The 22,621-nt window shown below is 65.6% G+C and carries 20 protein-coding genes and 1 pseudogene; 13 read left to right on the forward strand and 8 right to left on the reverse strand.

What is annotated here, in order from left to right:
* Positions 1-59 precede the first annotated feature (59 nt).
* Positions 60-1,502, reverse strand: coding sequence for an adenylosuccinate lyase (gene purB / locus QF031_RS20885; protein ID WP_307432780.1), 1,443 nt, complete (start codon positions 1,500-1,502; stop codon positions 60-62).
* 182 nt (positions 1,503-1,684) lie between these two features.
* Between purB and QF031_RS20890 the strand changes: the two genes are divergently transcribed.
* Both QF031_RS20890 and QF031_RS20895 read left to right on the forward strand, forming a co-directional pair.
* Positions 1,685-1,972, forward strand: coding sequence for a hypothetical protein (locus tag QF031_RS20890; RefSeq protein WP_307432783.1), 288 nt, complete (start codon positions 1,685-1,687; stop codon positions 1,970-1,972).
* A gap of 110 nt (positions 1,973-2,082) precedes the next feature.
* Positions 2,083-3,318, forward strand: coding sequence for a hypothetical protein (locus tag QF031_RS20895; protein ID WP_307432786.1), 1,236 nt, complete (start codon positions 2,083-2,085; stop codon positions 3,316-3,318).
* Between the two features lie 27 nt (positions 3,319-3,345).
* On the opposite strand, the gene QF031_RS20900 is transcribed toward QF031_RS20895, so the two are convergent.
* Both QF031_RS20900 and QF031_RS20905 read right to left on the reverse strand, forming a co-directional pair.
* Positions 3,346-4,254: a hypothetical protein gene (locus QF031_RS20900; protein WP_307432789.1), complete on the reverse strand. Its 909-nt coding sequence runs from the start codon at positions 4,252-4,254 to the stop codon at positions 3,346-3,348.
* A gap of 250 nt (positions 4,255-4,504) precedes the next feature.
* The gene (locus tag QF031_RS20905) at positions 4,505-4,930 is read right to left on the reverse strand and encodes a phage holin family protein (RefSeq protein WP_307432792.1); all 426 of its coding nucleotides are present in this window, start codon (positions 4,928-4,930) and stop codon (positions 4,505-4,507) included.
* Between the two features lie 105 nt (positions 4,931-5,035).
* Here QF031_RS20905 and QF031_RS20910 point away from each other — a divergent pair, with 105 nt between their 5' ends.
* The 5 genes and pseudogenes from QF031_RS20910 (at position 5,036) to QF031_RS20930 (ending at position 10,645) form a co-directional block, all read left to right on the forward strand.
* Positions 5,036-6,154, forward strand: a complete 1,119-nt coding sequence (locus tag QF031_RS20910) for a histidinol-phosphate transaminase (RefSeq protein WP_307432796.1) — start codon at positions 5,036-5,038, stop codon at positions 6,152-6,154.
* 150 nt (positions 6,155-6,304) lie between these two features.
* Positions 6,305-7,538 (forward strand): annotated as a pseudogene (gene pdhA / locus QF031_RS20915) (pyruvate dehydrogenase (acetyl-transferring) E1 component subunit alpha).
* Positions 7,538-8,518, forward strand: a complete 981-nt coding sequence (locus QF031_RS20920) for an alpha-ketoacid dehydrogenase subunit beta (protein WP_307432799.1) — start codon at positions 7,538-7,540, stop codon at positions 8,516-8,518. The pseudogene pdhA and the gene QF031_RS20920 overlap by 1 nt, the downstream one beginning before the upstream one ends.
* A gap of 7 nt (positions 8,519-8,525) precedes the next feature.
* Positions 8,526-10,010, forward strand: coding sequence for a dihydrolipoamide acetyltransferase family protein (locus QF031_RS20925; protein ID WP_307432801.1), 1,485 nt, complete (start codon positions 8,526-8,528; stop codon positions 10,008-10,010).
* A 5-nt stretch (positions 10,011-10,015) separates the two neighbouring features.
* Positions 10,016-10,645 (forward strand): phosphatase PAP2 family protein, encoded by a 630-nt coding sequence (locus QF031_RS20930; protein WP_370874546.1) that lies wholly within the window; start codon positions 10,016-10,018, stop codon positions 10,643-10,645.
* Positions 10,646-10,684: 39 nt separating this feature from the next.
* On the opposite strand, the gene QF031_RS20935 is transcribed toward QF031_RS20930, so the two are convergent.
* From QF031_RS20935 to QF031_RS20955, 5 genes are all read right to left on the reverse strand, one after another.
* Complete coding sequence (locus tag QF031_RS20935; RefSeq protein WP_307433562.1) at positions 10,685-11,020, reverse strand: hypothetical protein; 336 nt, start codon at positions 11,018-11,020, stop codon at positions 10,685-10,687.
* A 172-nt stretch (positions 11,021-11,192) separates the two neighbouring features.
* A complete protein-coding gene (locus QF031_RS20940; protein WP_307432804.1) occupies positions 11,193-11,621 on the reverse strand; it encodes a universal stress protein in 429 nt (142 codons plus the stop codon).
* A 44-nt stretch (positions 11,622-11,665) separates the two neighbouring features.
* Entirely contained in the window at positions 11,666-12,958 is a 1,293-nt protein-coding gene (locus tag QF031_RS20945; protein ID WP_307432807.1) for an aminotransferase-like domain-containing protein, read from the reverse strand.
* A gap of 65 nt (positions 12,959-13,023) precedes the next feature.
* Complete coding sequence (locus QF031_RS20950) at positions 13,024-13,665, reverse strand: GerMN domain-containing protein (RefSeq protein WP_307432810.1); 642 nt, start codon at positions 13,663-13,665, stop codon at positions 13,024-13,026.
* 181 nt (positions 13,666-13,846) lie between these two features.
* Positions 13,847-14,404, reverse strand: coding sequence for an NAD(P)H-dependent oxidoreductase (locus QF031_RS20955; protein ID WP_307432812.1), 558 nt, complete (start codon positions 14,402-14,404; stop codon positions 13,847-13,849).
* Positions 14,405-14,526: 122 nt separating this feature from the next.
* Between QF031_RS20955 and QF031_RS20960 the strand changes: the two genes are divergently transcribed.
* From QF031_RS20960 to QF031_RS20985, 6 genes are all read left to right on the forward strand, one after another.
* Positions 14,527-15,138 carry a TetR/AcrR family transcriptional regulator gene (locus QF031_RS20960; protein ID WP_307432815.1) on the forward strand — a complete coding sequence of 204 codons (612 nt, stop codon included), beginning with the start codon at positions 14,527-14,529 and terminating at the stop codon, positions 15,136-15,138.
* A 263-nt stretch (positions 15,139-15,401) separates the two neighbouring features.
* Positions 15,402-16,385, forward strand: a complete 984-nt coding sequence (locus QF031_RS20965; protein ID WP_307432817.1) for an ABC transporter permease — start codon at positions 15,402-15,404, stop codon at positions 16,383-16,385.
* A gap of 2 nt (positions 16,386-16,387) precedes the next feature.
* The gene (locus QF031_RS20970; protein ID WP_307432820.1) at positions 16,388-17,377 is read left to right on the forward strand and encodes an ABC transporter permease; all 990 of its coding nucleotides are present in this window, start codon (positions 16,388-16,390) and stop codon (positions 17,375-17,377) included.
* A complete protein-coding gene (locus tag QF031_RS20975; protein ID WP_307432823.1) occupies positions 17,374-19,572 on the forward strand; it encodes an ABC transporter ATP-binding protein in 2,199 nt (732 codons plus the stop codon). The genes QF031_RS20970 and QF031_RS20975 overlap by 4 nt, the downstream gene beginning before the upstream one ends.
* 49 nt (positions 19,573-19,621) lie before the next feature.
* Positions 19,622-21,340: an ABC transporter family substrate-binding protein gene (locus QF031_RS20980; protein ID WP_307432826.1), complete on the forward strand. Its 1,719-nt coding sequence runs from the start codon at positions 19,622-19,624 to the stop codon at positions 21,338-21,340.
* 120 nt (positions 21,341-21,460) lie between these two features.
* Positions 21,461-22,534, forward strand: coding sequence for a Gfo/Idh/MocA family protein (locus QF031_RS20985; protein ID WP_307432830.1), 1,074 nt, complete (start codon positions 21,461-21,463; stop codon positions 22,532-22,534).
* Positions 22,535-22,621 lie beyond the last annotated feature (87 nt).

Below are 22,621 nucleotides of genomic sequence, written 5' to 3' on the forward strand. Positions count from 1 at the left end.
CGCCGGGCCTCTTTGAAGCCCGGCGCCGCCGTCGTACTTTTTCTGCCCTGGCTTGGGGCTTACTTGAGGTGGTCCACCAACTGCTCCGCGATGCCCGTGTATTTGCCGGGCGTGAGCGCAAGGAGGCGTGCCTCAGCCTCGGGGGAAAGGCCCAGGCCCTGCACGAACTCCTGCATGCGGGCACCGTCCACGCGGTGGCCGCGGGTGAGGTCCTTGAGGCGCTCGTAGGGGTTCTCCATGCCCTCGACGCCGGCAATCGCTTCGGCGCGCATCACCATCTGGATCGCCTCGCCCAGGACCTCCCAGTTGGTGTCCAGGTCCGCTGCCAGGACGTCTTCGGCAACGTCCAGGCGCTCCAGGCCCTTGGCAACGTTGGAGATGGCCAGGAGGGAGTGCCCGAATGCGACGCCGATGTTGCGCTGGCTGGAGGAGTCGGTGAGGTCGCGCTGCCAGCGTGAGGTCACCAGGGTGGCAGCCAGGGTGTCCAGCAGGCCGTTGGAGATCTCCAGGTTGGCCTCGGCATTTTCGAAGCGGATGGGGTTGACCTTGTGCGGCATGGTGGACGAACCCGTTGCGCCGGCCACCGGGATCTGCGCGAAGTAGCCAATGGAGATGTAGCTCCAGATGTCGGTGCAGACGTTGTGCAGGATGCGGTTGAAGCGGGCCACGTCGGCGTACAGCTCTGCCTGCCAGTCGTGGCTTTCGATCTGCGTTGTCAGCGGGTTCCAGGTAAGCCCCAGGCCCTCCACGAACGACCTGGACACCTGCTGCCAGTCGGCGCTGGGAACAGAAGCGAAATGCGCGGCGTAGGTGCCGGTGGCGCCGTTGATCTTGCCGAGGTATTCGGTCCTGGCGATCCGGTCCAGCTGGCGGGTCAGGCGGTGCGCGATGACGGCCAGTTCCTTGCCCAGCGTGGTGGGGGTGGCGGGCTGGCCGTGGGTCCGGGACAGCATGGGAACGGCGCGGTTGTCCTCGGCCATCCTGCTGATCTGGTCCACCAGGGCGCGGGCTGCCGGAAGCCACACGTCCTCCACAGCGCCCTTGACGCCCAGTGCGTAGGAGAGGTTGTTGATGTCCTCGGACGTGCAGCCGAAGTGGACCATGGCGGTCAGGTTCTCGATGCCGATCCCGGGGAGCCGGCGGCCAATGTAGTACTCCACCGCCTTGACGTCATGGACTGTAACGGCCTCGATCTCGGCCAGCTCTGCCACGGAGGCGGCGTTGAATTCGGTGACGATGGCGCGGAGCTGGTCCTGCTGTTCCGCACTCAGCGGCCCGGCGCCGGGAAGGACGCTGTTGCTGGTCAGGTGGATGAGCCATTCGACTTCGACAGCCACGCGGTCCCGGTTCAAGGCTGCCTCGGACAGGTAGTCCACGAGGGGCGCGACGGCGGACTGGTAGCGGCCGTCCAGGGGTCCAAGCGCGATTTTTTCCGGTGACGCGGCGAGGGCCAGGCGTCCTGAGGGCGTGCGGGTATCCGCTGTGGCGGCAGTTTCAGGCATGTGCTGATTCTTTCACGAAGTCCGCCGCGGCCTTAAGCGCGTCATTCACGTTACTTGTCCACATAGCCGACGGCGGCGCTTACCGGGGAAGGGCAGCATCCTTAGCGTTGGAAGCGGCAGGGTTGGGGCGCATCATGTGGCCGGGGAGGCCGTGACGGGAAGCAGCATGGGGGGACGAACTGATGGACGGGATATGGGGCGGCGGGCTGGAGGTCAGCCTGGCGGTAGAGGAGGTGGGCAGGAAGGTGGCGCAATGTGCCGACAGTGCGGAAGAGGTCCTGGCAGGATTCCACGAGATCCAGTTGGCCAGTTGGGAATCCCCGGCCGGCCAGGCATACCGTAATTCCGTGAGCCTGCAGGCAGTGGCGGTCCGCCGGGCCTTGGATCGGATCCGGGAGGCGTCTGCGGCTGTGGCAGCCCATGCCCGCGCAGCGCTTATGTCCGAATGCTCGCCTGACAGCAGGTTCTAATGTCAGAGGCAACACCCTCCGGTTCAGGGGGCCCCATTCAAGTCTCACCTCCGCCGACGGATGGCATCCTGACGGTGTCCGGCGGAGTAGGTGGCATCAGCGTCCAGTTGATGGAATTGGACCTGGGAGCCGGAAGGCTTGATGGACTCGCGGAACGGCTTGCCGCCATCGAGGCTGGGCTTTTCGCCGCCTGGCAGGAGCTCGGTGCGCACCAGAACCGCCCGCGCAGCACGGGGACAGCGGCCCTCATTGCCGTTTGGGAGGCTAAGGAGACCGTCCGGACAGTTCGCCTGGAACTGCAGCGGATAAGCGGCCAGGTGCGCAGTTGCAGGCGCGAGTATGAGATTGCCGAATCCGCTGCCCACCTGAAGTGGCGGCTGGGTTTGTCGGATCCGGACGTGGAGCTCCAGAAGCACGTGGACTTCTGGCGGACGGGATTCCTTAACGGCGATGCCACTGAAATGCTGGTGGCAGATGCCGTCATCCTCCTTCCCGCGATCAAGCCCGCGGTTGAAGAAAATATCCCTGCGCTGCGTACGGGCCCGGTGAAGGCCACGCAGGAAGAGAGCGTGCGTATTGACCTCAATGCGAGTCCCGCCGGGCTGCTTGAACGGGTGCGGCTGATCGAGGCGCGTGGAAGCGGCTACATCGAAATCATTGAGGTTGATAACGGAGGCGGTAAAGCCTACGTTGTGGTGGTTCCCGGGACCCAGGTGAACGAATCCGACGGCGGAACCAATCCTTTCGATTTGGGCGGCATCGTCGATGGCATGGGCAGCCGCTCCGAACGCGTGAATGCGGCTGTAGTGCAGTCGCTGCATGCCGCCGGCGCGGAACCGGGAGCGGACGTGGTTGCCGTGGGCTACAGCCAAGGTGGCATTCACGCCATGAACCTGGCCGCTGATGAAGGCTTCTTGAAGGAGTACCACCTCAAATACGTCCTGACTGCCGGTTCTCCCGTTTCGCGCATCATGCCTGCCCCTGACGTCAGCACCCTTCACCTGGAGCACCGGACGGACTGGGTGCCCGGCAGCGACGGCTTGCCGAACCGCGACGCCAGGAACCAGGTCACCGTCACCATGACCAATGACCTCTATGTGCGCGGGGGAGAAGACGCCGGTCTGGGCCCCGGGCACAGCCTCATGGGCTACGAGGAAGCGGGTCGCCTGGTGGGTGCCAGCAAAGACCCCTCACTGGTCCAGTCCACGGCGGTACTAAGCGGCGTCCTGGGTACAGGCGGTGCTGCCACTGCCACCCGTTTCTCCCTGTCCAAAACTCCGCCGCCGCCTGTCCCCAAAGACCCTCGGGACCCTTTTTCCGGGCGGCCGCAGCCGGGTGCACGGTAGGAAAGCCGGCTGCCAGGGCGGCGGGAGTCAGGCGATCTGGGCCGCGTGCAGTTCAGCGTGCAGACTGGAGCGCGGCTTTTCCGGTGGCGGGGCGGGTTGCGGCGCCGGCTGTGGGGCCGGTGCCGGGAACGCCGCAGGGCACCGGTAGTTGTAGTCGAGGTCGTCTTCCGTGAACTGTGTGGTGGTTACCGTCCCGCCGGGCGTCAAAGGGGCAGCCTCGCAGTACTCCTGCGCGGACTCCGCAGAGTGGGGGCCGGCCAGCCAGTTTTGAAGTTTGTAGAGGTTGCTGCCGGGGCTGACTTCGCCCGCAATCTCACTGAATTGGTATCCAGTGGAGTAAATCCCCACCTCTGCTCCGGCGTCCTGCAGGTACGCGGTCATGCCTTCCAGTTCGGCCGCATTGACTGCCTTGTCCCATAACCAGCTGTTGCCGAATTCAACATCGAGCCACCACATGCGGCGTGCGATAGCGTATCCGGCTTCTTGTAGGATCCCGGCGGCATTGCCGGCCATGGCATAGCCGTGCGCAAAACCGCAGGCAGGCGACGCGGTGCCGTCGCACATCCCGTACGGGTTGGCGACAGCGGTGCCCTGGTAGATGTTGTCTGCCGGCCACCACAGGGACTCCACAGGTCCTGCCGATGCCGTGTTCACATACACTGCCGCCGGCGTGCCGCCCGTCGAGTCGCCGCTTTGGTCTGCCCACGCCAGCTGGGCGGACAGGCACGGGTTGGCTGTAGCCGGCCGACCGCCATTCACGCCCACGATCGCGAATGCCGGCGGCGCAGGAAGATCCCTGCCGCACTGCGGCCAGGAGATGTCGTTGCCCAGCCCGGCGGGATCGGGCGCCGGCCTTGTCTCCATGTCCCCATAGGCCGGACCGGCCTGCCAGGCGAAGAGCAGGCAGGCGGCGAGCAGGATTCTTATGGGCTTCATACCTTGCCCCCGTGTTCCGGAATTGACAGCGACGGACGCATTTACGGTCCGGTTCGAAGCCTAAAAGGCCGGCGCCCCGGGGGTCATGGGTGGCCGGTACTGGAATTTAGGAAGCATTTAGGGGGAACGGCACTTGTTATGTACCTGTTTCCGGGGGCCTTCCTACTTGGGCGGTCGGGTCCGGCTTGGAGGGCAAGGCCGGCAAGTCCCGGCAAGTCCCGGCAAGTCCGGGCCGATCGCGGCAGGGAGGTCAGCGCCGGCCGCCCGGCAGCAAACCGGCAACCAGCGAAACAAGGGAAATGATGATCGCAGCCAGGACCGCAGTCCAGAAAAAGGAATCAATGGTGAGGTGCACCGGCGTATAGCTGCTGATCCAGGCCGTCAGGTACAGCATGGCCGCGTTGATGATGATCGCGAACAGGCCGAGCGTCAGGATGGTGATGGGAAGTGCAAGGAGCCTTACCAGAGGCCGGACGAAGGCGTTCACCACGCCGAAGATAAGTCCAATAAAGAGGTAGGCCAGGACAATCCCAATGGTCCCGGTGTCCTGCGAGATGCCGGTCCTGGCCACGGCATCGGATGCAGCAGTGCTGGTGATGTCCATGCCAGGCAGGACCCAGCTGGCGGCCCAAAGCGCAGCGGCATTGACGACGACCCGAAGGATGAGGGAACCCATGCCACTATGCTTCCATACCGCCTTGCCGGGCGGCTGTGGGCGGGCAATGAATTTCTGCCGTTTGCTCCCCTGATCCCTTCGGGGGCTGGAAGTAGGCTAGGGGCCATGACTTCATCTGAAACCAGGGCGGGCGGAATTGCACCGCGCCCGGTGCTGGACCGGCTGCCCCGCTACGCCGCCGGAAAGCCGCCGGCGGTTGTCAGCGGACTGGCCAGCTACAAGCTGTCTTCCAACGAAAACCCGCTCCCACCGATTCCGGCGGTGCTGGCCGCCATCGCCAACCAGGCAGACTTCAATCGGTATCCGGATCCCCTGAGCAGCAAGCTCCGTGCGGCGCTTGCAGACTTTCTTGGCGTGCCTGCCGAGGACATCGTGACCGGAGCTGGAAGCCTGGGTGCGCTGAACCAGATCCTTGCCGCCTTTGCCGGCCAGAACGAGGACGGCAAGGCAGACGAAGTCATCTATGCCTGGCGCTCCTTTGAGGCCTACCCGATCAGTGTGGGCCTGGCGGGCGCCGAGAGCGTGCAGGTTCCCGTCACCGCCGAGGGGCGGCACGACCTCGCAGCCATGGCCGCAGCCGTGACTGCCCGCACCAAAGTGGTCCTTCTCTGCACACCCAACAACCCCACTGGACCGGCCCTCACCGCGGCGGAAACCGAAGCCTTCATCCGGTCCGTCCCCGCCGACGTCGTGGTGGTCATCGATGAGGCTTACCAGGAGTTCGTCCGGGCCGAAGATGCGGTGGACGGAATCGGGCTTTACCGCAAATACCCAAACGTCGTGGTGCTTCGGACGTTCTCCAAGGCCCACGGCCTGGCTGGGCTCCGGGTTGGCTACAGCGTCTCCCATCCGGAATTGACCCAATACCTTCGGGTGGCCGCCACGCCTTTCGCCGTCTCCCAAATAGCGGAAAAAGCGGCAATCGTCTCCCTTGAGAATTACGGCCAGGTTGTGGAAAGGGTACAAAGACTGGTGGATGAGCGGACGCGCGTCCAGGCCGGTCTCCGGGAACTCGGCTGGGCCGTTCCCGATGCCCAGGGCAACTTCGTCTGGCTCGCCCTCGGCGCCGAAAGTGCAGCGTTCGCCGAGTTTGCAGGCACCAGGGCGCTGTCTGTGCGGGCGTTCGCGGGGGAGGGCGTGAGGGTCAGCATCGGGGAACCCGAGGCGAACTCCCGATTCCTCCAGTTGTGTGCCGACTATACAAAGGCGCCGGCAACTTCCTAGCACTTAACAAGTAGCCCTCCCGCTACTTACCAAAGATAAAGTTAGGATCAGTAAGCCAATGTATATGCCGTAAAGGGAATGTATTCCCGGTAAGGCATATATCCTCACGACATCGCATTTGCATCCGGATGCGGCAAGCAAGGAGACGGTATGGGCACTCATCTGCCTTCCACCGAGTTCGACGGAACAGCGGTAGACGACCAGCGGGAAGCCGATGCTGAGGCCGTCATGGGCGAGCCCCCTGCCCCGATGGTGCAGCTGCTCGGCCCTGACGGGAAGCTGGGGTCCGACGCGGTCTTCAGCGGCTACGCGGACAAACTCACCCCGGAGGACCTCCGCGGCCTCTACGCCGACATGGCCGCCATCCGCCGATTCGACGTCGAGGCCACCGCTCTCCAGCGCCAGGGGCAACTGGCCCTGTGGGTGCCGCTTACGGGCCAGGAGGCGGCGCAGATTGGCTCGGGCAGGGCCAGTCAGCCGCAGGACTACATTTTCCCCACCTACCGGGAACACGGCGTTGCGCTGACCCGCAACGTGGACCTGGCCGAACTCCTGCGCCAGTTCCGGGGCGTTTCCAACGGTGGATGGAACCCCAAGGACACCAACTTCCACCTGTACACCTTGGTCCTGGCCGCACAGACCCTCCACGCAGTGGGCTACGCGATGGGAATTCAGCGGGACCAGAAGTTCGCCGCCACGTCGGATGCAGGCGGCAGGCAGCCGGATGCCGCAGTCATCGCCTACTTCGGCGATGGCGCCAGCTCCGAAGGCGACGTCCATGAATCCATGGTCTTTGCGTCCTCCTACAAGGCCCCCGTGGTGTTCTTCTGCCAGAACAACCACTGGGCCATCTCGGTGCCCACCAACGTCCAGGACCCGTGTGCCGCTTTCAAACCGGGCCAAGGGCTACGGGTTCCCCGGCATCCGGGTGGACGGAAATGACGTGATTGCCGTGCACGCCGTCACGGAGTGGGCGCTCGAGCACGCCCGCCAGGGCAAGGGCCCGGTCCTGATCGAGGCGTTCACCTACCGGGTGGGGGCGCACACCACGGCAGACGATCCCACCAAGTACCGGCAGTCGGCGGAGGAAGACGCCTGGCGCGCCAAGGACCCGCTGGCGCGGCTGGAGAAGTACCTGCGTGCCGAAGGCCTGGCGGACGACGCCTACTTCGCCAAGGTCAAGACCGACGGCGATGAGCTGGCCGCCTACGTCCGCCGCACCGCCCATGATCTTGAAAACCCGGATATCCGCCAGGCCTTCGCCAATGTCTATAGGGAGGCACACCCGCTGGTGGCCGAGGAACTGGCGTGGTTCGAGGAATACAGCGCAGGATTCGCCGGCGACGAAGAATCCGCCGGGCAGGCAGCAAAGGCAGGCCACTGATGACCACCATGACGATCGCGAAGGCCATCAACGAAGGCCTGCGCGCCACCCTGGCCGCCCACCCCAAATCGCTGCTGATGGGGGAGGACATCGGACCCCTGGGCGGCGTCTACCGGGTCACGGACGGGCTCATCGGCGAATTCGGCTCGGACCGGGTGGTGGACACCCCGCTGGCCGAGTCCGGCATCATCGGCACCGCCATAGGCCTTGCCCTGCGGGGGTACAGCCCGGTCTGTGAAATCCAGTTCGACGGGTTCGTCTTCCCCGGCTTCAACCAGATCACCACCCAGCTCGCCAAAATCCATTCGCGCAGCAGCGGCAACCTCAGCGTGCCCGTGGTCATCCGCATTCCGTACGGCGGCGGGATCGGCTCCATTGAACACCACTCCGAATCCCCGGAGGCTCTGTTCGCCCACACCGCTGGTCTGCGCATCATCACACCGTCCAACCCCCATGACGCCTACTGGATGATCCAGCAGGCCGTGGAGTGCCAGGACCCCGTCATCATTTTCGAACCCAAGCGCCGCTACTGGCTCAAGGGCGACGTTGACATTGACGCGGCCGGGCCGTCGGAGGATCCGTTCAAGGCCCACGTGCTCCGCGAAGGGGCAGACGCCACCATCGTGGCCTACGGACCGCTGGTTCCCGTGGCGTTGGCGGCCGCCAACGCGGCGGAGGAGGATGGCAGGAGCGTCGAGGTCATCGACCTCCGTTCGATTTCCCCGATCGACTTCGACACCGTCACCGCTTCCGTTCAAAAGACCGGCCGGTTGATCGTGACGCACGAGGCCCCCACGTTCGGCGGAATCGGCGGCGAGATCGCAGCCCGGATCAGCGAGCGGGCGTTCCACTCGCTCGAATCCCCGGTGATCCGCGTGGGCGGATTCCACATGCCCTACCCCGTTGCCAAGGTGGAGGAAGACTACCTTCCGGACATCGACCGCATCCTGGAGGCGCTGGACCGCGCCCTCTCCTACTGAGGACACCATGACCCTGAACAAGTTCAACCTGCCCGACGTCGGCGAGGGCCTCACCGAGGCGGAAATCGTCTCCTGGAAGGTCAAGCCGGGCGACGCCGTAGCGATCAACGACGTCATCTGCGAGATCGAAACCGCAAAGTCGATCGTGGAACTGCCGTCCCCGTATGCCGGGACCGTCACCGAACTCCTGGTGCAGGAAGGGGTGACTGTCGACGTCGGGACCGCCATCATCAGCGTCAGCGACGAAGTTTCCGGGGACCCCACTCCCGCAGACGTCCGCGCACCGGAGGCGCCCGTGAAGCCAGTGCAAGCGATGCAGCCGCTCTACGGAAAGCTTTCTGAGGATGCGGCAGGGGACGGGACGGTCGACGGCGGCACTGGCGGCGGTGCCCCGGCCGGCGGTCCGCTGGTGGGTTCCGGTCCCAAGGCCGACGCCGTCAAGCGGCGCCCGCGCAAGACCTCACCGGCCGCTGCCGTAACGGTCAACGCCCCGGAGGTTGAGCCGGTGCAGCCGCTCAGCCCGGCGGAGGTGTCCGCCGCGGCACCTGCCGCCGTCGACAACCGGCCAACCCTTAGCGGCACCATCACCGGGCTGGTCAACCGGGTCCTGGCCAAGCCCCCTGTCCGCAAGATCGCCCGCGACCTGGGCATTGACCTGGCCGACGTCGTGGCCACCGGTTCCCGGGGCGAGGTAACGCGCGAGGACCTGGTGAGCTACCAGGCGCAGCGCGACGCCGAGCTGGACAAGGCGGACGGCTTCTGGGGCAAGGCAGGGAAACCGCAGGACCAGCGCGTGGAGCGGATTCCGGTCAAGGGCGTCCGCAAGGCAACGGCCAAGGCGATGGTGGAATCGGCGTTCGCAGCACCGCATGTCAGCATCTTCGTGGATGTTGACGCCAGCCGCACCATGGAATTCGTCAAGCGGCTCAAGGCCTCCCGGGACTTCGAGGGCATCAAGGTCTCACCGCTCCTCATCCTGGCCAAGGCCGTTATCTGGGCGGCCGCCCGGAACCCCAGCGTGAACGCCGCCTGGGTGGACAACGGAGACGGGTCCGCAGAGATCCAGGTCAAGCACTTCATGAACCTGGGCATCGCCGCGGCCACCCCGCGCGGCCTCATGGTGCCCAACATCAAGAACGCCCAGGACCTGTCGCTCAAGGAACTCGCCCTGGCCCTGAACAACCTGGCCACCACCGCCCGTGCCGGGAAGACCCAGCCGGCGGAGATGCAGGGCGGCACGCTCACCATCACCAATATCGGCGCCCTTGGCATCGACACGGGTACCCCGATCATCAACCCGGGCGAAGTGGCCATCGTGGCCTTCGGAACCATCAAGCAAAAGCCCTGGGTCCTTGACGGTGAGGTGATTCCCCGGTGGATAACCACGCTGGGAGGATCCTTCGACCACCGCGTGGTGGACGGTGACTTGTCCGCCCGCTTCATGGCCGACGTCGCGGCCATCCTGGAAGAGCCTGCGCTCCTCCTGGACTAGGCGGCGTGGAACAGGGAGTGGCGGTAAGCAGCGGGACCATCCGGATTAAAAACCGTACTGCCAGGTGGCTGACGGAGGTCCTCCAGCCGCCGGTGGTGGTTTCCCTCCAGCTGCTGCTCAGTCCGCTCCCGGAGGCGGGCTTCCCGCGGAGCATCGGCTACGGTGCGCTGGCGGCCCTCTTTGTGTGCGTGCTTCCGCTGGTGGTGCTGCTGGTCCTGGTCCGGCTGGGGAAGGTGACGGACCACCACGTCAGTGACCGGAAGCAGCGGGCGCCTGTGCTCCTGATGGCGCTGGGCTGCATCGCCGTGGGCCTGCTGGTGCTCAACGCCGTGGACACGCCGCCGAGTGTGGTGGCCATGGTCCTGGCGGTGGTGGGCGGTGTCGCCGTGCTGGCCGCGGTCAGCCCATTCTGGAAGATGAGCGGGCACGCCGCCGCTATGTCCTGCGCCGCCGTCGTATACGTCCTGATGCTGGGCCCGGCGTGGGCGCCGCTGCTGCTCCTGGCTCCAGCGGTCAGCTGGTCGCGCGTGGTCCTGAGGGCGCACTCGCTGGCGCAGGTGGTGGCCGGTTCGCTCTTCGGCGGCGTGGTGATGGCCGGAATGTGGTGGCTGTTGCAGGGCTGGCTGGTGCGCTGAAGCCCCAGTCCGGCACCCCGCGTGCCTGGCTTGCCGGCTTTAGTAAGCGTTGTACGCGGTCAGGGCGTCAAGCACCGCCGGATCAGCGGTGGCTCCCAGGGCTACCGCGGCGCCAGTCATCAGGACCGCCATCAGGGCGGCCATGCCGGCCCAGGCGCTCAGCAGTTTCCAGTCCTCACGCAGGACGCTGCGCACGGTCTGGGGCAGCTGGAGATTTGGAGTGATGAGGTTCGGTGCGCTGTCCAGGCTGCCGTCGTCCAGCAGTGCAACCACCCTGTCGTTACTGCGGTCCACCCGCATGGAGCTGATGTGGTTGCCGTGGCGGGCCAGGAGGATGTCGTGGCCAACAAGCTGGCGGCGCTGCAAAGTAATCAAGGGGAGCCCTTCGCTCGGGGTGGATTCGTCAGTGTCCACGCCTTTGGGGGCCCATCCAATTTTATCGTTGCGAATGCAGCTGAAACGGTGATAGGGCGGTGAGAACGGACACCCCCTGCAGCGATCTCCGCCACCGCAGGGGGTGTCCTGGGTTACGTCCGCCGGTTGCGCCTCAGTCGGCGTCGTAGGTGTTGGCGATGTACACGTCGCACGGGGCGTTGTGGGCCACGCTGTTGGCCACGCTTCCAAGCACCCGCCCGATGCCGTGCATGCGCCGGTTTCCCACCACGATGACCCGTGCGTCCATGCGCACGGCCTCCTTGATGAGGGCATCGGCGGGGCGTCCGCGCGCCGCTGAATACGTGACGGCCACGTCGCGCCCCAGCGATTCCGCCACCGTCCGCGCCACCTGCTCCGCGGCGTCCGCATCCGAGACGATCCACCGGTCGCTGCCGCTGCCGAACACTTCGGTCCGGTCGCTGTCGAAGGCCGACACAACGTGCAGCGAAGCGCCCAGCCCTGCAGCCAGGTTCCTGGCCGATTCGGCTGCCCGCTTCGCGGTCTCACTGCCGTCAACACCTACAACGATGATTCCACCCATATGCATGCTCCTTTGCTCGGTTTACGGCTTCCGTGTGGCTTACGCTACAGCGCGGCGATGGCTTCCTGCAGCACCGGCGCCAGCCTGCGCACTCCCTCGGCAATGGCGTCGGGAGGCACGGCGCTGAAGGCGAGCCTTAGTTTGTTGGACGGCTCGTCCGACGGCGTGAAGGCGGCTCCCGGGATAAACACGACTCCGGCGTCGATCGCCCTGTGCAGCAGCGGGTAGGTGTCGACGCCCTCGGGCAGGGTCACCCAGACGAAGAAGCCGCCCTGCGGGCTGGTCCAGGTGGTTCCGGCGGGCATGTATTCCTTGAGCGCGGCCAACATGGCCCGGCACCTTTCGGCGTACAGCCCGCGATAAGTCTCGATCTGCCCTTTCCAGTCGTACTCGCTGAGGTAGGCCGACACCAGCATCTGGTTCAGGGCGGGAGGACAGAGCGTCACCGACTCAGCCGCGAGGTAGTAGCGGCGCTGCAGGTGCTCCGGAACCAAGGCCCAGCCGATCCGGAGGCCGGGAGCGAAGATCTTGGAAAAGGAGCCCAGGTAGATCACGTCGTCAGGATTGGCTGCGCGCAGCGGAGCCAGGGGTTCCCCCTCGAAGCGAAGCAGGCCGTAGGGGTTGTCCTCCAGCACCAAAATATTCGCCCTCCGGCATATGTCCACCACCTGCTGCCTGCGTTCCTTGGCGAGGGTGATGCCGGACGGGTTGTTGAAGTTGGGAATGGTGTACAGGAACTTGATGCTCCTGCCCGCGAGTTGCAGGGCCGCGATGCGGGCCTCCAGCAGCTCGGGAACCAGGCCGTACTGGTCCATCTCCACGGTCTCCACCTGGACCTGGTAAGCCTCGAAAGTGTTCAATGCGCCCACATACGTGGGGTCCTCCACCAGCACCACGTCGCCGGGATTGCAGAAGAGCTTCGTGGCAACATCCTGCGCAGATTGGGAACCCGCAGTGATCACCACGTTGCGGGGGTGGGCATCCAGGATGCCCTCGGCGGCCATGACCTCACAGATCTGCGCGCGCAGTTCCTCGGTTCCCTGCCCGGCGCCGTACTGCAGGGCACTCAGGCCGTCCTCGGCGATGATCTTCGCAGCCGTCGCCGCCAGCCGGTCGAGGGGAAGCGATTGCAGGTACGGGCTTCCCCCGGCCAGTGACACCAGGCCGGGGCGCAGGGAAATATCGAAGACGTCGCGCACGGCCGACTGGTGGATGTTGGCCGCGCGCTCGGAGAAGAGCTCCTCATGGCGGTGCGCCGAGGTGGCGGCACGCTCGATCGCATCGATGGCCTCCGCCGGCAGCGTGCCTGCCGAAGCGTCAAGTGTTTCGTGGGTCACAGTGTCAGGATACAGTCCGCTGTTGCTCTCAAAGCAACGGCTGTTGATTGCTGATTCACCCGCTCCTACCTCAGCTTCAGGTAATCTGCCAAGCTTTCGCCGTTGATATAGATCGCAGCCTTGACGGCGCCCACGGCCTCCAGGGCTGTTTGGGTGAGCTGGGCCTCCACGCGGGGAAGATCGCAGGCACCGCCGGGATTGAGGGTGCCTGCCAGATAGACCGTGACCGTAGTACCGTCAAAACTGCCGGACAGGAACCTCAAGCGGGAGGTGCCAAGCGCGTTGTACAGGTTCTCTGGCTGGCCCCCTCCGTCCAGGAGGGCGCTGACCGCGGCCTTAAGCCTGGCGTCCCCCGCCCCGCCGGCCCGGGCCGCGCCGACCAGGCTGTCATTGCAGCCAAAGCGGACGCCGTGCCTGCCGCCGTCGTCCACCAACACGAAGTACGCCGTGACGGGCGCGGCTGTAGCCTCGGTGCTGCTGCCCGGGAGCGGGGAAGCCCCCACCGCGGCGCCCCCCGCTTCAGTACCGGAAGTTGTGGCGGGCAGGAGGGCCAGTGGGGCGGCGCTGGACCCGGGGCCACCTTGTGCGGGCAGGGGTGGATCTGTCAGCGGGAGCTGGCTGCTGCATCCGGCCAGCAGCAGGGCCAGGCAGCCCGCAGCCGCCATGGCGCTGGGCCCGCAGCGGTCCGAGCGTCTTTTTTCTGCCATGGGGCACCGCAATCCGATCCGGTAGTTCCAGTGGATTAACGCTACGGCTGCCTCCCGCGCCGCGGATGTCCGCAAGGTACCGGTTGGGACAAGAGTTGGTCACGGCATTCCAGGAACGCTCTTAAGCAGCCAATGCCCGGCACGCTTAGGGCGTACCGGGCATTGCGTGCTGCGGGAGCGGCTAGGCGGCCGGTGCGGCTGCGGTCAGGACGTCGAAAACGCCCTTGATCTGCTCCACGACATCGGCGTCATCCTTCGGGTGGACTTCGGCGAAGCGCACCATGGAGCCGGGAACGGCGAGCTTGACGTCTTCCAGAACCTTGGCGCCGGCGATCCCTGCCGCCTTGCGTGCCTCATCCTGGGCCCACACGCCGCCGTACTGGCCAAAAGCGGTGCCGACGACGGCGGTCGGCTTGCCGGCGAGGGCGCCGGCACCGAAGGGGCGGGACAGCCAGTCGATGGCGTTCTTCAGGGCGGCCGGGACGGTGCCGTTGTGCTCGGGGGTGACCAGCAGGACGGTGTCGGCCTCTTCGGCTGCGGCGCGCAGCGCCGCCGCGGCGGCCGGGACCTTGCCTTCGACGTCGATGTCCTCGTTGTAGAACGGGATGTTGCCCAGGCTTTCGTGGATCACTACATCCACCTGCTCCGGCGCGTTGAGCTGGATGGCTTCGGCCAGCTTCTGGTTGGTGGATTCGGTGCGGAGGCTGCCGACGAGGGTCAGTACGGTGCTCTTGGTCATGGGAACTCCTGGCTAGGGGCACGGCGGGGGCCGTGTGCGGTCATACTTCAGGCTCGGGGAGCCTTTCACCCAGACTAAACGGACCGCGGTCCGCTTCTATTCCCTCTGGCTACACTGTCCTTGTGAGTTCCATCCCAATGCGGCCGGAGAGGGTGCCGGTAACGGCCGCGGAGCGCAGCGATGCCGCCCGGAACAGGGAGCGCCTCCTGTTGGCCGCCCGGCAACTGATCGAGCAGGGCGGCGCCGCGGCGCTCACCATGGACCGTCTGGCGGAGCATGCGGGTGTGGGCAAGGGCACCGTCTTCCGCCGTTTCGGCAGCCGGGCCGGACTGATGCTGAGCCTGTTGAACGACTCGGAGGCCGCCTTTCAGGCCCGTTTCCTCTTTGGCCCGCCGCCCCTTGGGCCAGGCGCGGCGCCCCTCGAACGGCTGGTCGCCTTCGGCGCCGAGCGGATTGCCTATGTCGTGGAGTATGGGGACCTGGTCCTCGCTGCGGGCCATGGCTCCCGTGGGCGGTTCGAGGTCCCTGCCGTGGCCCTCTGGAACCAGCACGTGGAGATGCTGCTGCGGGAAGCGGGGGCAGGGTCCGCGGACCCCTGGTTGATGGCCGGTTCCCTTACCGCCACCTTGGACCCCGAACGGCTCCTGTACCTCATCCGTGAGCATGGAGTGACAAGTGAGCGGCTTGCCAACTCATGGCGGGAGCTTGTGACACGTATTGTAACGCGCGCATAGTACCCGTTGGAAAGTGCGCGCGTCCAGTCACACCAACTTCACAGAACTGTTCATAACGATCTGATACGGCGCGCCGGTTTCAGGGGAATACCGCGCTTTTCAGCTTGGCGCTTGTGATAGTTTCCTCTGGAATGTGACCCGCGACATAGTCCACCAGGGCCAGCCCCCAAGGCCGCGGGATGCCAGCTACCCGCTGGTGCAGGACCCGGTGAGGCGGCACAACCCGTGCTTGTCCGGGAAGACGGAAGGATCCAGCAGCGCCAATGCTCAAGTACCTCGCCAAGCGCGGCATCACGTACGTCGTGATGATCTTCCTCACCACGTCCGCCGGCTACTTCCTGGCTGTCAGCTCGCTTAAGCCGGCCCTCCTCGAGCAGGAGCGGATCCCCCGTCCCACCCCGGAACAGGTGGCCAACTCCATGCGGCTGAAGGGGCTGGACCCGGACCTCAGCCCATGGGAGCGCTACGTTGACTGGCTGACCGGAATCGTCACCCGCTGGGACTGGGGCCGCAGCCCCAACGGCGCCTACATCAACGCCGAGTTCGGGGACAGGGTCTGGATCTCCACCCGGCTCTTCCTGGCGTCCATCATCCTGACCCTGGTGATCGGCGTCGCCCTTGGCGTTTATTCGGCGGCACGGCAGTACAAGTTCCAGGACCGCGCCATCACGTCCTACAGCTACCTCGCCTACATCGTGCCCGCACCCATCGCCTACTTCCTGGTGCAGCTGGGCGCCATCAGCATCAACGAATCCGTCGGTGACCGCATCTTCTTTGTCACCGGCATCTCCACTCCAGGCGTTGCGCCCGGGTGGCCCCAGTTCATTGACCTGCTGGCGCACTACGTGGTGCCCACGGTGGCTATCACCCTGGTGGGCTGGGGCGCCTACCAGATAGCGCAGCGGCAATACCTGCTTGACAACGTGAACGCCGACTTCGTCAGGACTGCCCGTGCCAAGGGGCTCAGCCGGAACCAGGCGATCGCCCGGCACGCACTCCGTGTCTCCTTCATCCCGGTGGCCCAAAGCATCGCCTTCACCATCCCGGCCATCTTCGCCGGCGGTTTCTTCGCCGAAAAAATCTTTGCCTGGCCCGGCGTCGGTTCCTGGAGCATTGATGCGATCTCCCTCCAGGACGTCAATGCCGCCACGGCCACATTGGCCTACGGCTCCGTGATCTTCGCCATTGGCGCCATCCTGGCGGACTTCGCCACCACGCTTGTCGACCCGAGAGTGCGGGTGCAGTAGCCATGACCAACCTGAACGCCGTTGACCCGGCAGCCGTGGCGCAGGACGCGCACCTGGACAATGCCGACGTCGTCATCGGCAAAAACACCATCATCTTCCGCCGCTTCCTGCGCAACAAGACGGCAGTGGCCGGCCTGGCCATCTTCCTGGCCCTGACGGTTTTCTCTTTCATCGGCGGCTTCTTCACCCAGTGGGACAAGGAAACCATCGACCCCTTCAACATCGGGATGCCGCCGTCGGCCGACCACTACCTCGGTACCTCCCAGGCGGGCATCGACCTCTACGCCATGACTGTCGAGGGCACCAGGATCTCCATCCTGATCGGCCTGGTGGTGGGCCTGGTTTCGGTCCTGATCGCCGCGGTCTACGGCTGCAGCATGGCGTATTTCGGCGGCAAGGTGGACAAGGTCATGCTGTTCATCCTGGAAGCGCTCATCATGATGCCGGCGCTCCTGGTGGTGGCGGTGGCCACCAGCGGCGGAGGCGCCGGCCTCAAACGCGACCTTCCCTCGTGGCTGCTCCTCATCATCGTCCTGCTGGTATTCAGCTGGATGGGAACCGCCCGCCTGATCCGCTCCATGTCCATGTCCCTCATGCAGCGGGACTTCGTCAAGGCGGCGCAGTACATGGGAGTCCCGCCGCGCCGGATCGTTTGGCGGCACCTGGTGCCCAACATCGGCTCGCTGCTGATCCTGGACATCACCCGCGGCGTCACCGCGGCAATCCTCGCCGAAGTGGCCTTTTCCTTCATCGGCATCGGCATCAAGGTCCCGGACGTGAGCCTCGGCGTCCTGATCGGCGGCGCAACATCCCAGGTGCAGACCTTCCCATGGATGTTCTGGGTTCCGCTCACCGTCATGTTCCTGCTGACCGGATCCCTGGCCATGATGAACGACGGCCTACGCGACGCCTTCGACCCCAGCTCCAGTTCCATCGGCAAGGCCAAAAAGGCCAGGGTCCGGAAAATTACCGCGGAAAAGAAGACGGCATGAGCAGCGAAACCACCACCGGAGCCACCGAACCAGTGCGGTCGGACATCGAGCGCCTGCACGTGGCGGGACTTCATGCCCCTACCGACGCGGTCCTGTCGGTCCGCGACCTGAACGTCCGGTTCAATTCCGAGAACGGCGTGGTGCATGCGGTCCGGGGAGTCGACTTTGACCTGATGCCCGGAAAGACGCTGGGCATCGTTGGCGAATCGGGTTCCGGCAAATCCGTCACCTCCCTGGCCATCATGGGGCTCCTCCCGCCAACGGCGGAGGTCTCGGGCTCCGTCCGGCTCAAAGGCCGGGAGCTGCTGGGGCTCAGCGACAAAGAGATGTGCCGGTACCGCGGCAATGACCTTGCCATGGTGTTCCAGGACCCCCTGTCCTCCCTCACGCCCGTTTTTACCGTGGGCACCCAGATCATCGAAGCGCTGACCATCCACCACCCCACCATGAGCAACAAAGCCAAGGAGGCGCGCGCCGTCGAACTCCTGGCCATGGTGGGCATCCCCAGTCCAAAGGAACGGCTCAAGGCCTTCCCGCACGAATTCTCCGGCGGCATGCGCCAGCGCGTCATGATCGCCATCGCCATCGCGAACAATCCCCGCGTCCTGATCGCCGATGAGCCCACCACCGCCCTGGACGTCACCATCCAGGCGCAGGTCCTTGAGGTACTGCACACGGCACAGGAGGAAACCGGAGCCGCCGTCGTCATGATCACGCACGACCTCGGCGTCGTGGCTGGAATGGCGGACGACATTATGGTCATGTACGCGGGCAAGCCCGTGGAGACCGGGGCGGTGGACGACATCTACTACAACCCGCGCATGCCCTACACCCTGGGCCTGCTGGGCGCCGTTCCGCGGGTGGACGTGGCGGAAAAGACCTCGCTGGTTCCCATCGAAGGCATGCCGCCGAACCTCCTGCACCCGCCCACCGGCTGTTCGTTCGCACCCCGCTGCCCCCTGGCGTCGGACGCATGCCTTGAGGGCGAGCCTGCCCTGGCACCCGTCGACGGCCAGGGTTTGCACCGCGCCGCCTGCATCAAGTCCGACGCGTTGGGCGGGGACGTGGACGTCCTCGACGTGTTCGCCGCCCCGCCGGTCCCGGTGTCCCGCTTCGACGCGATTCCCCGCGCCGAGCGGTCCACGGTGCTGCAGCTCAGGGACGTGCGGAAGCACTTCCCGCTGACCCGGGGTGCCCTGATCAAGCGCAAAATCGGCACCGTCAAGGCCGTGGACGGGCTGAGCTTCGACATCCGCGAAGGCGAGTGCTTCTCGATCGTGGGGGAGTCGGGGTCGGGCAAGACCACCACCTTGCTGGAAATCATGGAGTTCCATCCGGACCAGGACGGCGAGGTGGTGATCGGCGGCCTCAGCAACAAGCAGGCGGCCGACGCCAAGACCAAGGCGAAAATGCGCCGCGAACTCCAAATGGTGTTCCAGGACCCCACGGGCGCCCTGGATCCGCGGTTCACTGTGTACGAAGTCCTGGCCGAGCCGCTGCAGAACGCGGGCATGGACCGCCCCGCCATCAAGAAGCGGATCATGGAGCTGATGCGGCTGGTGGGCCTTCAGCCGGACCACGTCAACCGCTTCCCCAACCAGTTCTCCGGCGGCCAGCGGCAGCGGATCGGGATTGCCCGGGCGTTAGCCGTGAACCCCAAGCTGGTGGTCCTGGATGAGCCGGTTTCGGCGCTGGATGTGTCCGTCCAGGCCGGGGTCATCAACCTCCTGGACCACCTGCGCGCCGAACTGGGCCTGAGCTACCTCCTGGTGGCGCACGATCTGTCCGTGGTGCGCCACATCTCCAACCGCGTGGCCGTCATGTACCTCGGGAAAATCGTGGAGATCGGAGCCGTGGACCGGGTGTTCGACAACCCCCGCCACCCCTACACCCGTGCGCTTCTCTCCGCCATCCCCGTGCCGGACCCGCAGCTGGAACGCACCCGCGAACGCATCATCCTCCAGGGTGACCTGCCCTCGCCGCTGCAGGCGCCCAAAGGCTGCAACTTCGCCACGCGTTGTCCTGTGTTCGCGGCGCTGCCGGCGGCCAAGCAGGAAAAGTGCCTCACCCTGGAACCGCCCCTGGAAGCCGCTGCATCGGCCACGGACCAGCGGTTCGCCTGCTTCTTCCCCGACGGGGAACTGGATGAGGACATGTTGGTGGTCCACGAACCGGCGGACCACCATGCACCCTGAGACTTCTCCACCCACACGCTCCACCACTCGCACCTATGAAGGGAAAACCATGAGGAAACTGAACAGGATCGGCGGAGCTGCAGCAGTTGCTGCGGCCCTGGCGCTGACGGCCTGCGGCGGCGGTGGCGGTGCCAGCGGCCCCGAAACGGCCAAGGGACAGGAATCGGGAAGCGACCTGTCCAAGCTGATCAGCATCAACGAGAAGCCGGCAGCCGATCTCCAGCAGGGCGGCAACGTCACCCTGCCGCTGGGCAACATCGGCCCCGACTTCAACGGGTTCTCCAACAACGGCAACAGCGCGGACAACTCCGCACTCCAGGTGCCCATGAACCCGGTGGGAATGAACAGCGGCGGCCTGGGCGGCTGCTGGAAGGTGGACTTCAAGGGCAAGGTCACCCCCAACACGGATTTCTGCGAGTCGGTGGACAGCGAGGTCAAGGACGGCAAGCAGACCATCACCATCAAGGTCAACCCCAAGGCCACCTACAACGACGGCACCCCCATCGACGTCAAGGCCTTCAAGAACACCTGGAACATCCTCAAGAGCCCGGATGCCGGCTACGACATCGTCAGCTCCGGCGCCTACGAGTTCGTTGATTCCGTTGAGGCAGGCAGCAACGACAAGGAAGTCATCGTCAAGACCAGCCGCCCGGTCTTCCCGGTGGACTCGCTCTTCTTCGGCCTCATCCACCCCGCCGTCAACAGCCCCGAGATCTTCAACGAGGGCTACAACGGCAACCTGCACCCCGAATGGATGGCCGGCCCGTTCAAGCTGGACCAGTACGACACCGCAGCCAAGACGGTCACCCTGGTGCCGAACGACAAGTGGTGGGGCCAGAAGCCCGTCCTGGCCAACGTCACCTTCCGCCAGCTGGAGACCAGCGCCCAGATCGCCGCCTTCAAGAACGGCGAGATCGACGCCATGTCCGCCAACACCATCTCCCTCTACAAGCAGCTTGACGGCACCAAGAACTCCGACATCCGCCGCGGCCAGCGCCTCTTCGCCGGCGGCATGAACCTGAATGCCCAGCGCATCACCGACGTTGCCGTCCGCAAGGCCATCTTCGCCGCCGTGGACCGCGAAGCCCTCCGCAAGGTCCGCTTCAACGGCCTGAACTGGGAAGAACCCAGCTCCGGGTCCATGATGCTGCTGCCTTTCTCCGAGTACTACCAGGACAACTACCCGGTCAAGGAAACAGGCCCTGACGCCGCCAAGAAGGTCCTCACCGATGCCGGCTACACGGCCAACGCCAACGGCATCATGGAAAAGGACGGCAAGCCCGCCGCCTTCAAGATCAGCAACTTCGGTGACGATCCCACCACCCTCGCCTTCACCCAGACCCTGCAGAAGCAGCTCCAGGCCGGCGGCATGGACGTGGGCATCGACCAGCGCGCCTCCGCCGACTTCGGCAAGGTTCTCGGTTCCCGCGAGTTCGACATGAGCGTTTCCGGGTACACAGTTGGCGCGGACGCCACGGATGCGGTCAAGCAGTACTACGACTCCAAGACCAACGAGAACCAGCTGGGCGACGCCGAGCTGGACAAGAAGATTGCGGACCTCGCCTCGATCGAAGACAACGCAGCCCGCAACAAGGCAGCCATGGACGTGGAAAAGGAGCACATGGCGAAGTACTTCTCCATGGGCGTGGTCATGAACGGGCCGCAGATCTCCTTCGTCCGCACGGGCCTGGCCAACTACGGGCCGTCCCTGTTCCAGAGCCTGTCCCAGGTTCCGGACTGGACCACCCTCGGCTGGGAAAAGAAGTAACAACCACTCCCTCGGCCGCAGCCGCGTAACAAAAGCCGGCACCCCTGCTCTGAACTGGCCCAGTTCACCGGGGGTGCCGGCTTCTTTTAACCGGGCGAAACCGGGGGTAGCGTTGCCTGCATGACCGGAACTGAAGGTGACTCCCGCACCATCCGCACGGCCGTCGTCGGTTATGGCCTTGCCGGCAGTGTGTTCCACGCGCCGCTGCTCACCGCCGATACCAGCTACTCGCTGGAGGTTGTTGCCACGTCCGACGCCGGGCGGCAGGGAGCTGCCTCATCCCGGCTTCCGGGTGTGGAGGTGGTGCGCGACGGCGCCGCTGTCCTGGAGCGCGCAGCCGACCTTGATCTCGTGGTCGTGGCGACACCGCCGGCGACGCACTACCCCCTGGCCAGGGCAGCGCTTGAGGCGGGGCTGGACGTGGTGGTGGACAAGCCCTTCGCGGTCACCAGCGGACAGGGACAGGAACTCGTAGACCTGGCCCGGCAGCGTGGCCGGGTCCTGACGGTGTTCAACAACCGGAGGTGGGACGGAGACTTCCTTACCCTGCAAAAGCTGCTGGCCGCCCAGGCCCTGGGTACGGTGACCCGGTTCGAGTCGCACTTCGAGCGCTGGTCGCCGAGCATCGGCAAGGCCTGGAAGGCTCGGGCCACCGCTGCCGACGGGGGAGGAGTCCTGTTCGATCTCGGCAGCCACCTGATCGACCAGGCGCTGCAGCTTTTCGGTCCGGCCACCGTCCTCCATGCAGAGCTGGAGGCGCGGCGGTCCGACGAGCGGGCGGATGACGACGTCTTCCTGGTCCTGCGACATCATGCGGGGGTGGTCAGCCATCTGACCATGAATGCGCTGTGCGCGCAGCAGGGGCCCCGCTTCCGGGTCCTGGGCTCCATTGGCGGCTTCACCAAGAACGGCGTGGACCCGCAGGAGCCCTACATGGCCGCCGGGGGCAGCCCGCTGGACGGGGCGTACGGCGTGGAGGCACCCGAGTGGGCCGGCCTCTTGGGGCGCGACGGCCACCTGGACCGGTTCCCCACGGAACGCGGAAACTACCCGGAGTTCTACAGGATCCTGGCAGCCAAGATCCTCGACGGCGGAGCAGAGTCCAGCCTTCCCCTCCCAGTAGATCCAAAGGACGCGGTCGACGTCCTCAAAATCATCGAAGTTTCCCGCAAGCTCGCCTCGACGGACGTTTGATATGCCGAACGCCGGCCGACAGGCATCCGGCAGCGTGCGTCAAAGCGACGAAGGAGCAGCACGCAGAGGATGTCTGTCGTCCGGCGC

The organism is Pseudarthrobacter defluvii, from assembly GCF_030816725.1.
Lineage (GTDB): Bacteria > Actinomycetota > Actinomycetes > Actinomycetales > Micrococcaceae > Arthrobacter > Arthrobacter defluvii_A.

Coding starts and splice junctions, on each gene's coding strand:
- QF031_RS20905 (WP_307432792.1), bottom strand. CDS start 4,930: ATGGGTTCCCTCATCCTTCGGGTCGTCGTCAATGCCGCTGCGCTTTGG.
- QF031_RS20940 (WP_307432804.1), bottom strand. CDS start 11,621: ATGGGTGGAATCATCGTTGTAGGTGTTGACGGCAGTGAGACCGCGAAG.
- QF031_RS20955 (WP_307432812.1), bottom strand. CDS start 14,404: ATGACCAAGAGCACCGTACTGACCCTCGTCGGCAGCCTCCGCACCGAA.
- QF031_RS20910 (WP_307432796.1), top strand. CDS start 5,036: ATGACTTCATCTGAAACCAGGGCGGGCGGAATTGCACCGCGCCCGGTG.
- QF031_RS20970 (WP_307432820.1), top strand. CDS start 16,388: ATGACCAACCTGAACGCCGTTGACCCGGCAGCCGTGGCGCAGGACGCG.
- QF031_RS20985 (WP_307432830.1), top strand. CDS start 21,461: ATGACCGGAACTGAAGGTGACTCCCGCACCATCCGCACGGCCGTCGTC.
- QF031_RS20965 (WP_307432817.1), top strand. CDS start 15,402: ATGCTCAAGTACCTCGCCAAGCGCGGCATCACGTACGTCGTGATGATC.
- QF031_RS20890 (WP_307432783.1), top strand. CDS start 1,685: ATGGACGGGATATGGGGCGGCGGGCTGGAGGTCAGCCTGGCGGTAGAG.
- QF031_RS20920 (WP_307432799.1), top strand. CDS start 7,538: ATGACCACCATGACGATCGCGAAGGCCATCAACGAAGGCCTGCGCGCC.
- QF031_RS20900 (WP_307432789.1), bottom strand. CDS start 4,254: ATGAAGCCCATAAGAATCCTGCTCGCCGCCTGCCTGCTCTTCGCCTGG.
- QF031_RS20950 (WP_307432810.1), bottom strand. CDS start 13,665: ATGGCAGAAAAAAGACGCTCGGACCGCTGCGGGCCCAGCGCCATGGCG.
- purB (WP_307432780.1), bottom strand. CDS start 1,502: ATGCCTGAAACTGCCGCCACAGCGGATACCCGCACGCCCTCAGGACGC.
- QF031_RS20980 (WP_307432826.1), top strand. CDS start 19,622: ATGAGGAAACTGAACAGGATCGGCGGAGCTGCAGCAGTTGCTGCGGCC.
- QF031_RS20925 (WP_307432801.1), top strand. CDS start 8,526: ATGACCCTGAACAAGTTCAACCTGCCCGACGTCGGCGAGGGCCTCACC.
- QF031_RS20975 (WP_307432823.1), top strand. CDS start 17,374: ATGAGCAGCGAAACCACCACCGGAGCCACCGAACCAGTGCGGTCGGAC.
- QF031_RS20895 (WP_307432786.1), top strand. CDS start 2,083: ATGGAATTGGACCTGGGAGCCGGAAGGCTTGATGGACTCGCGGAACGG.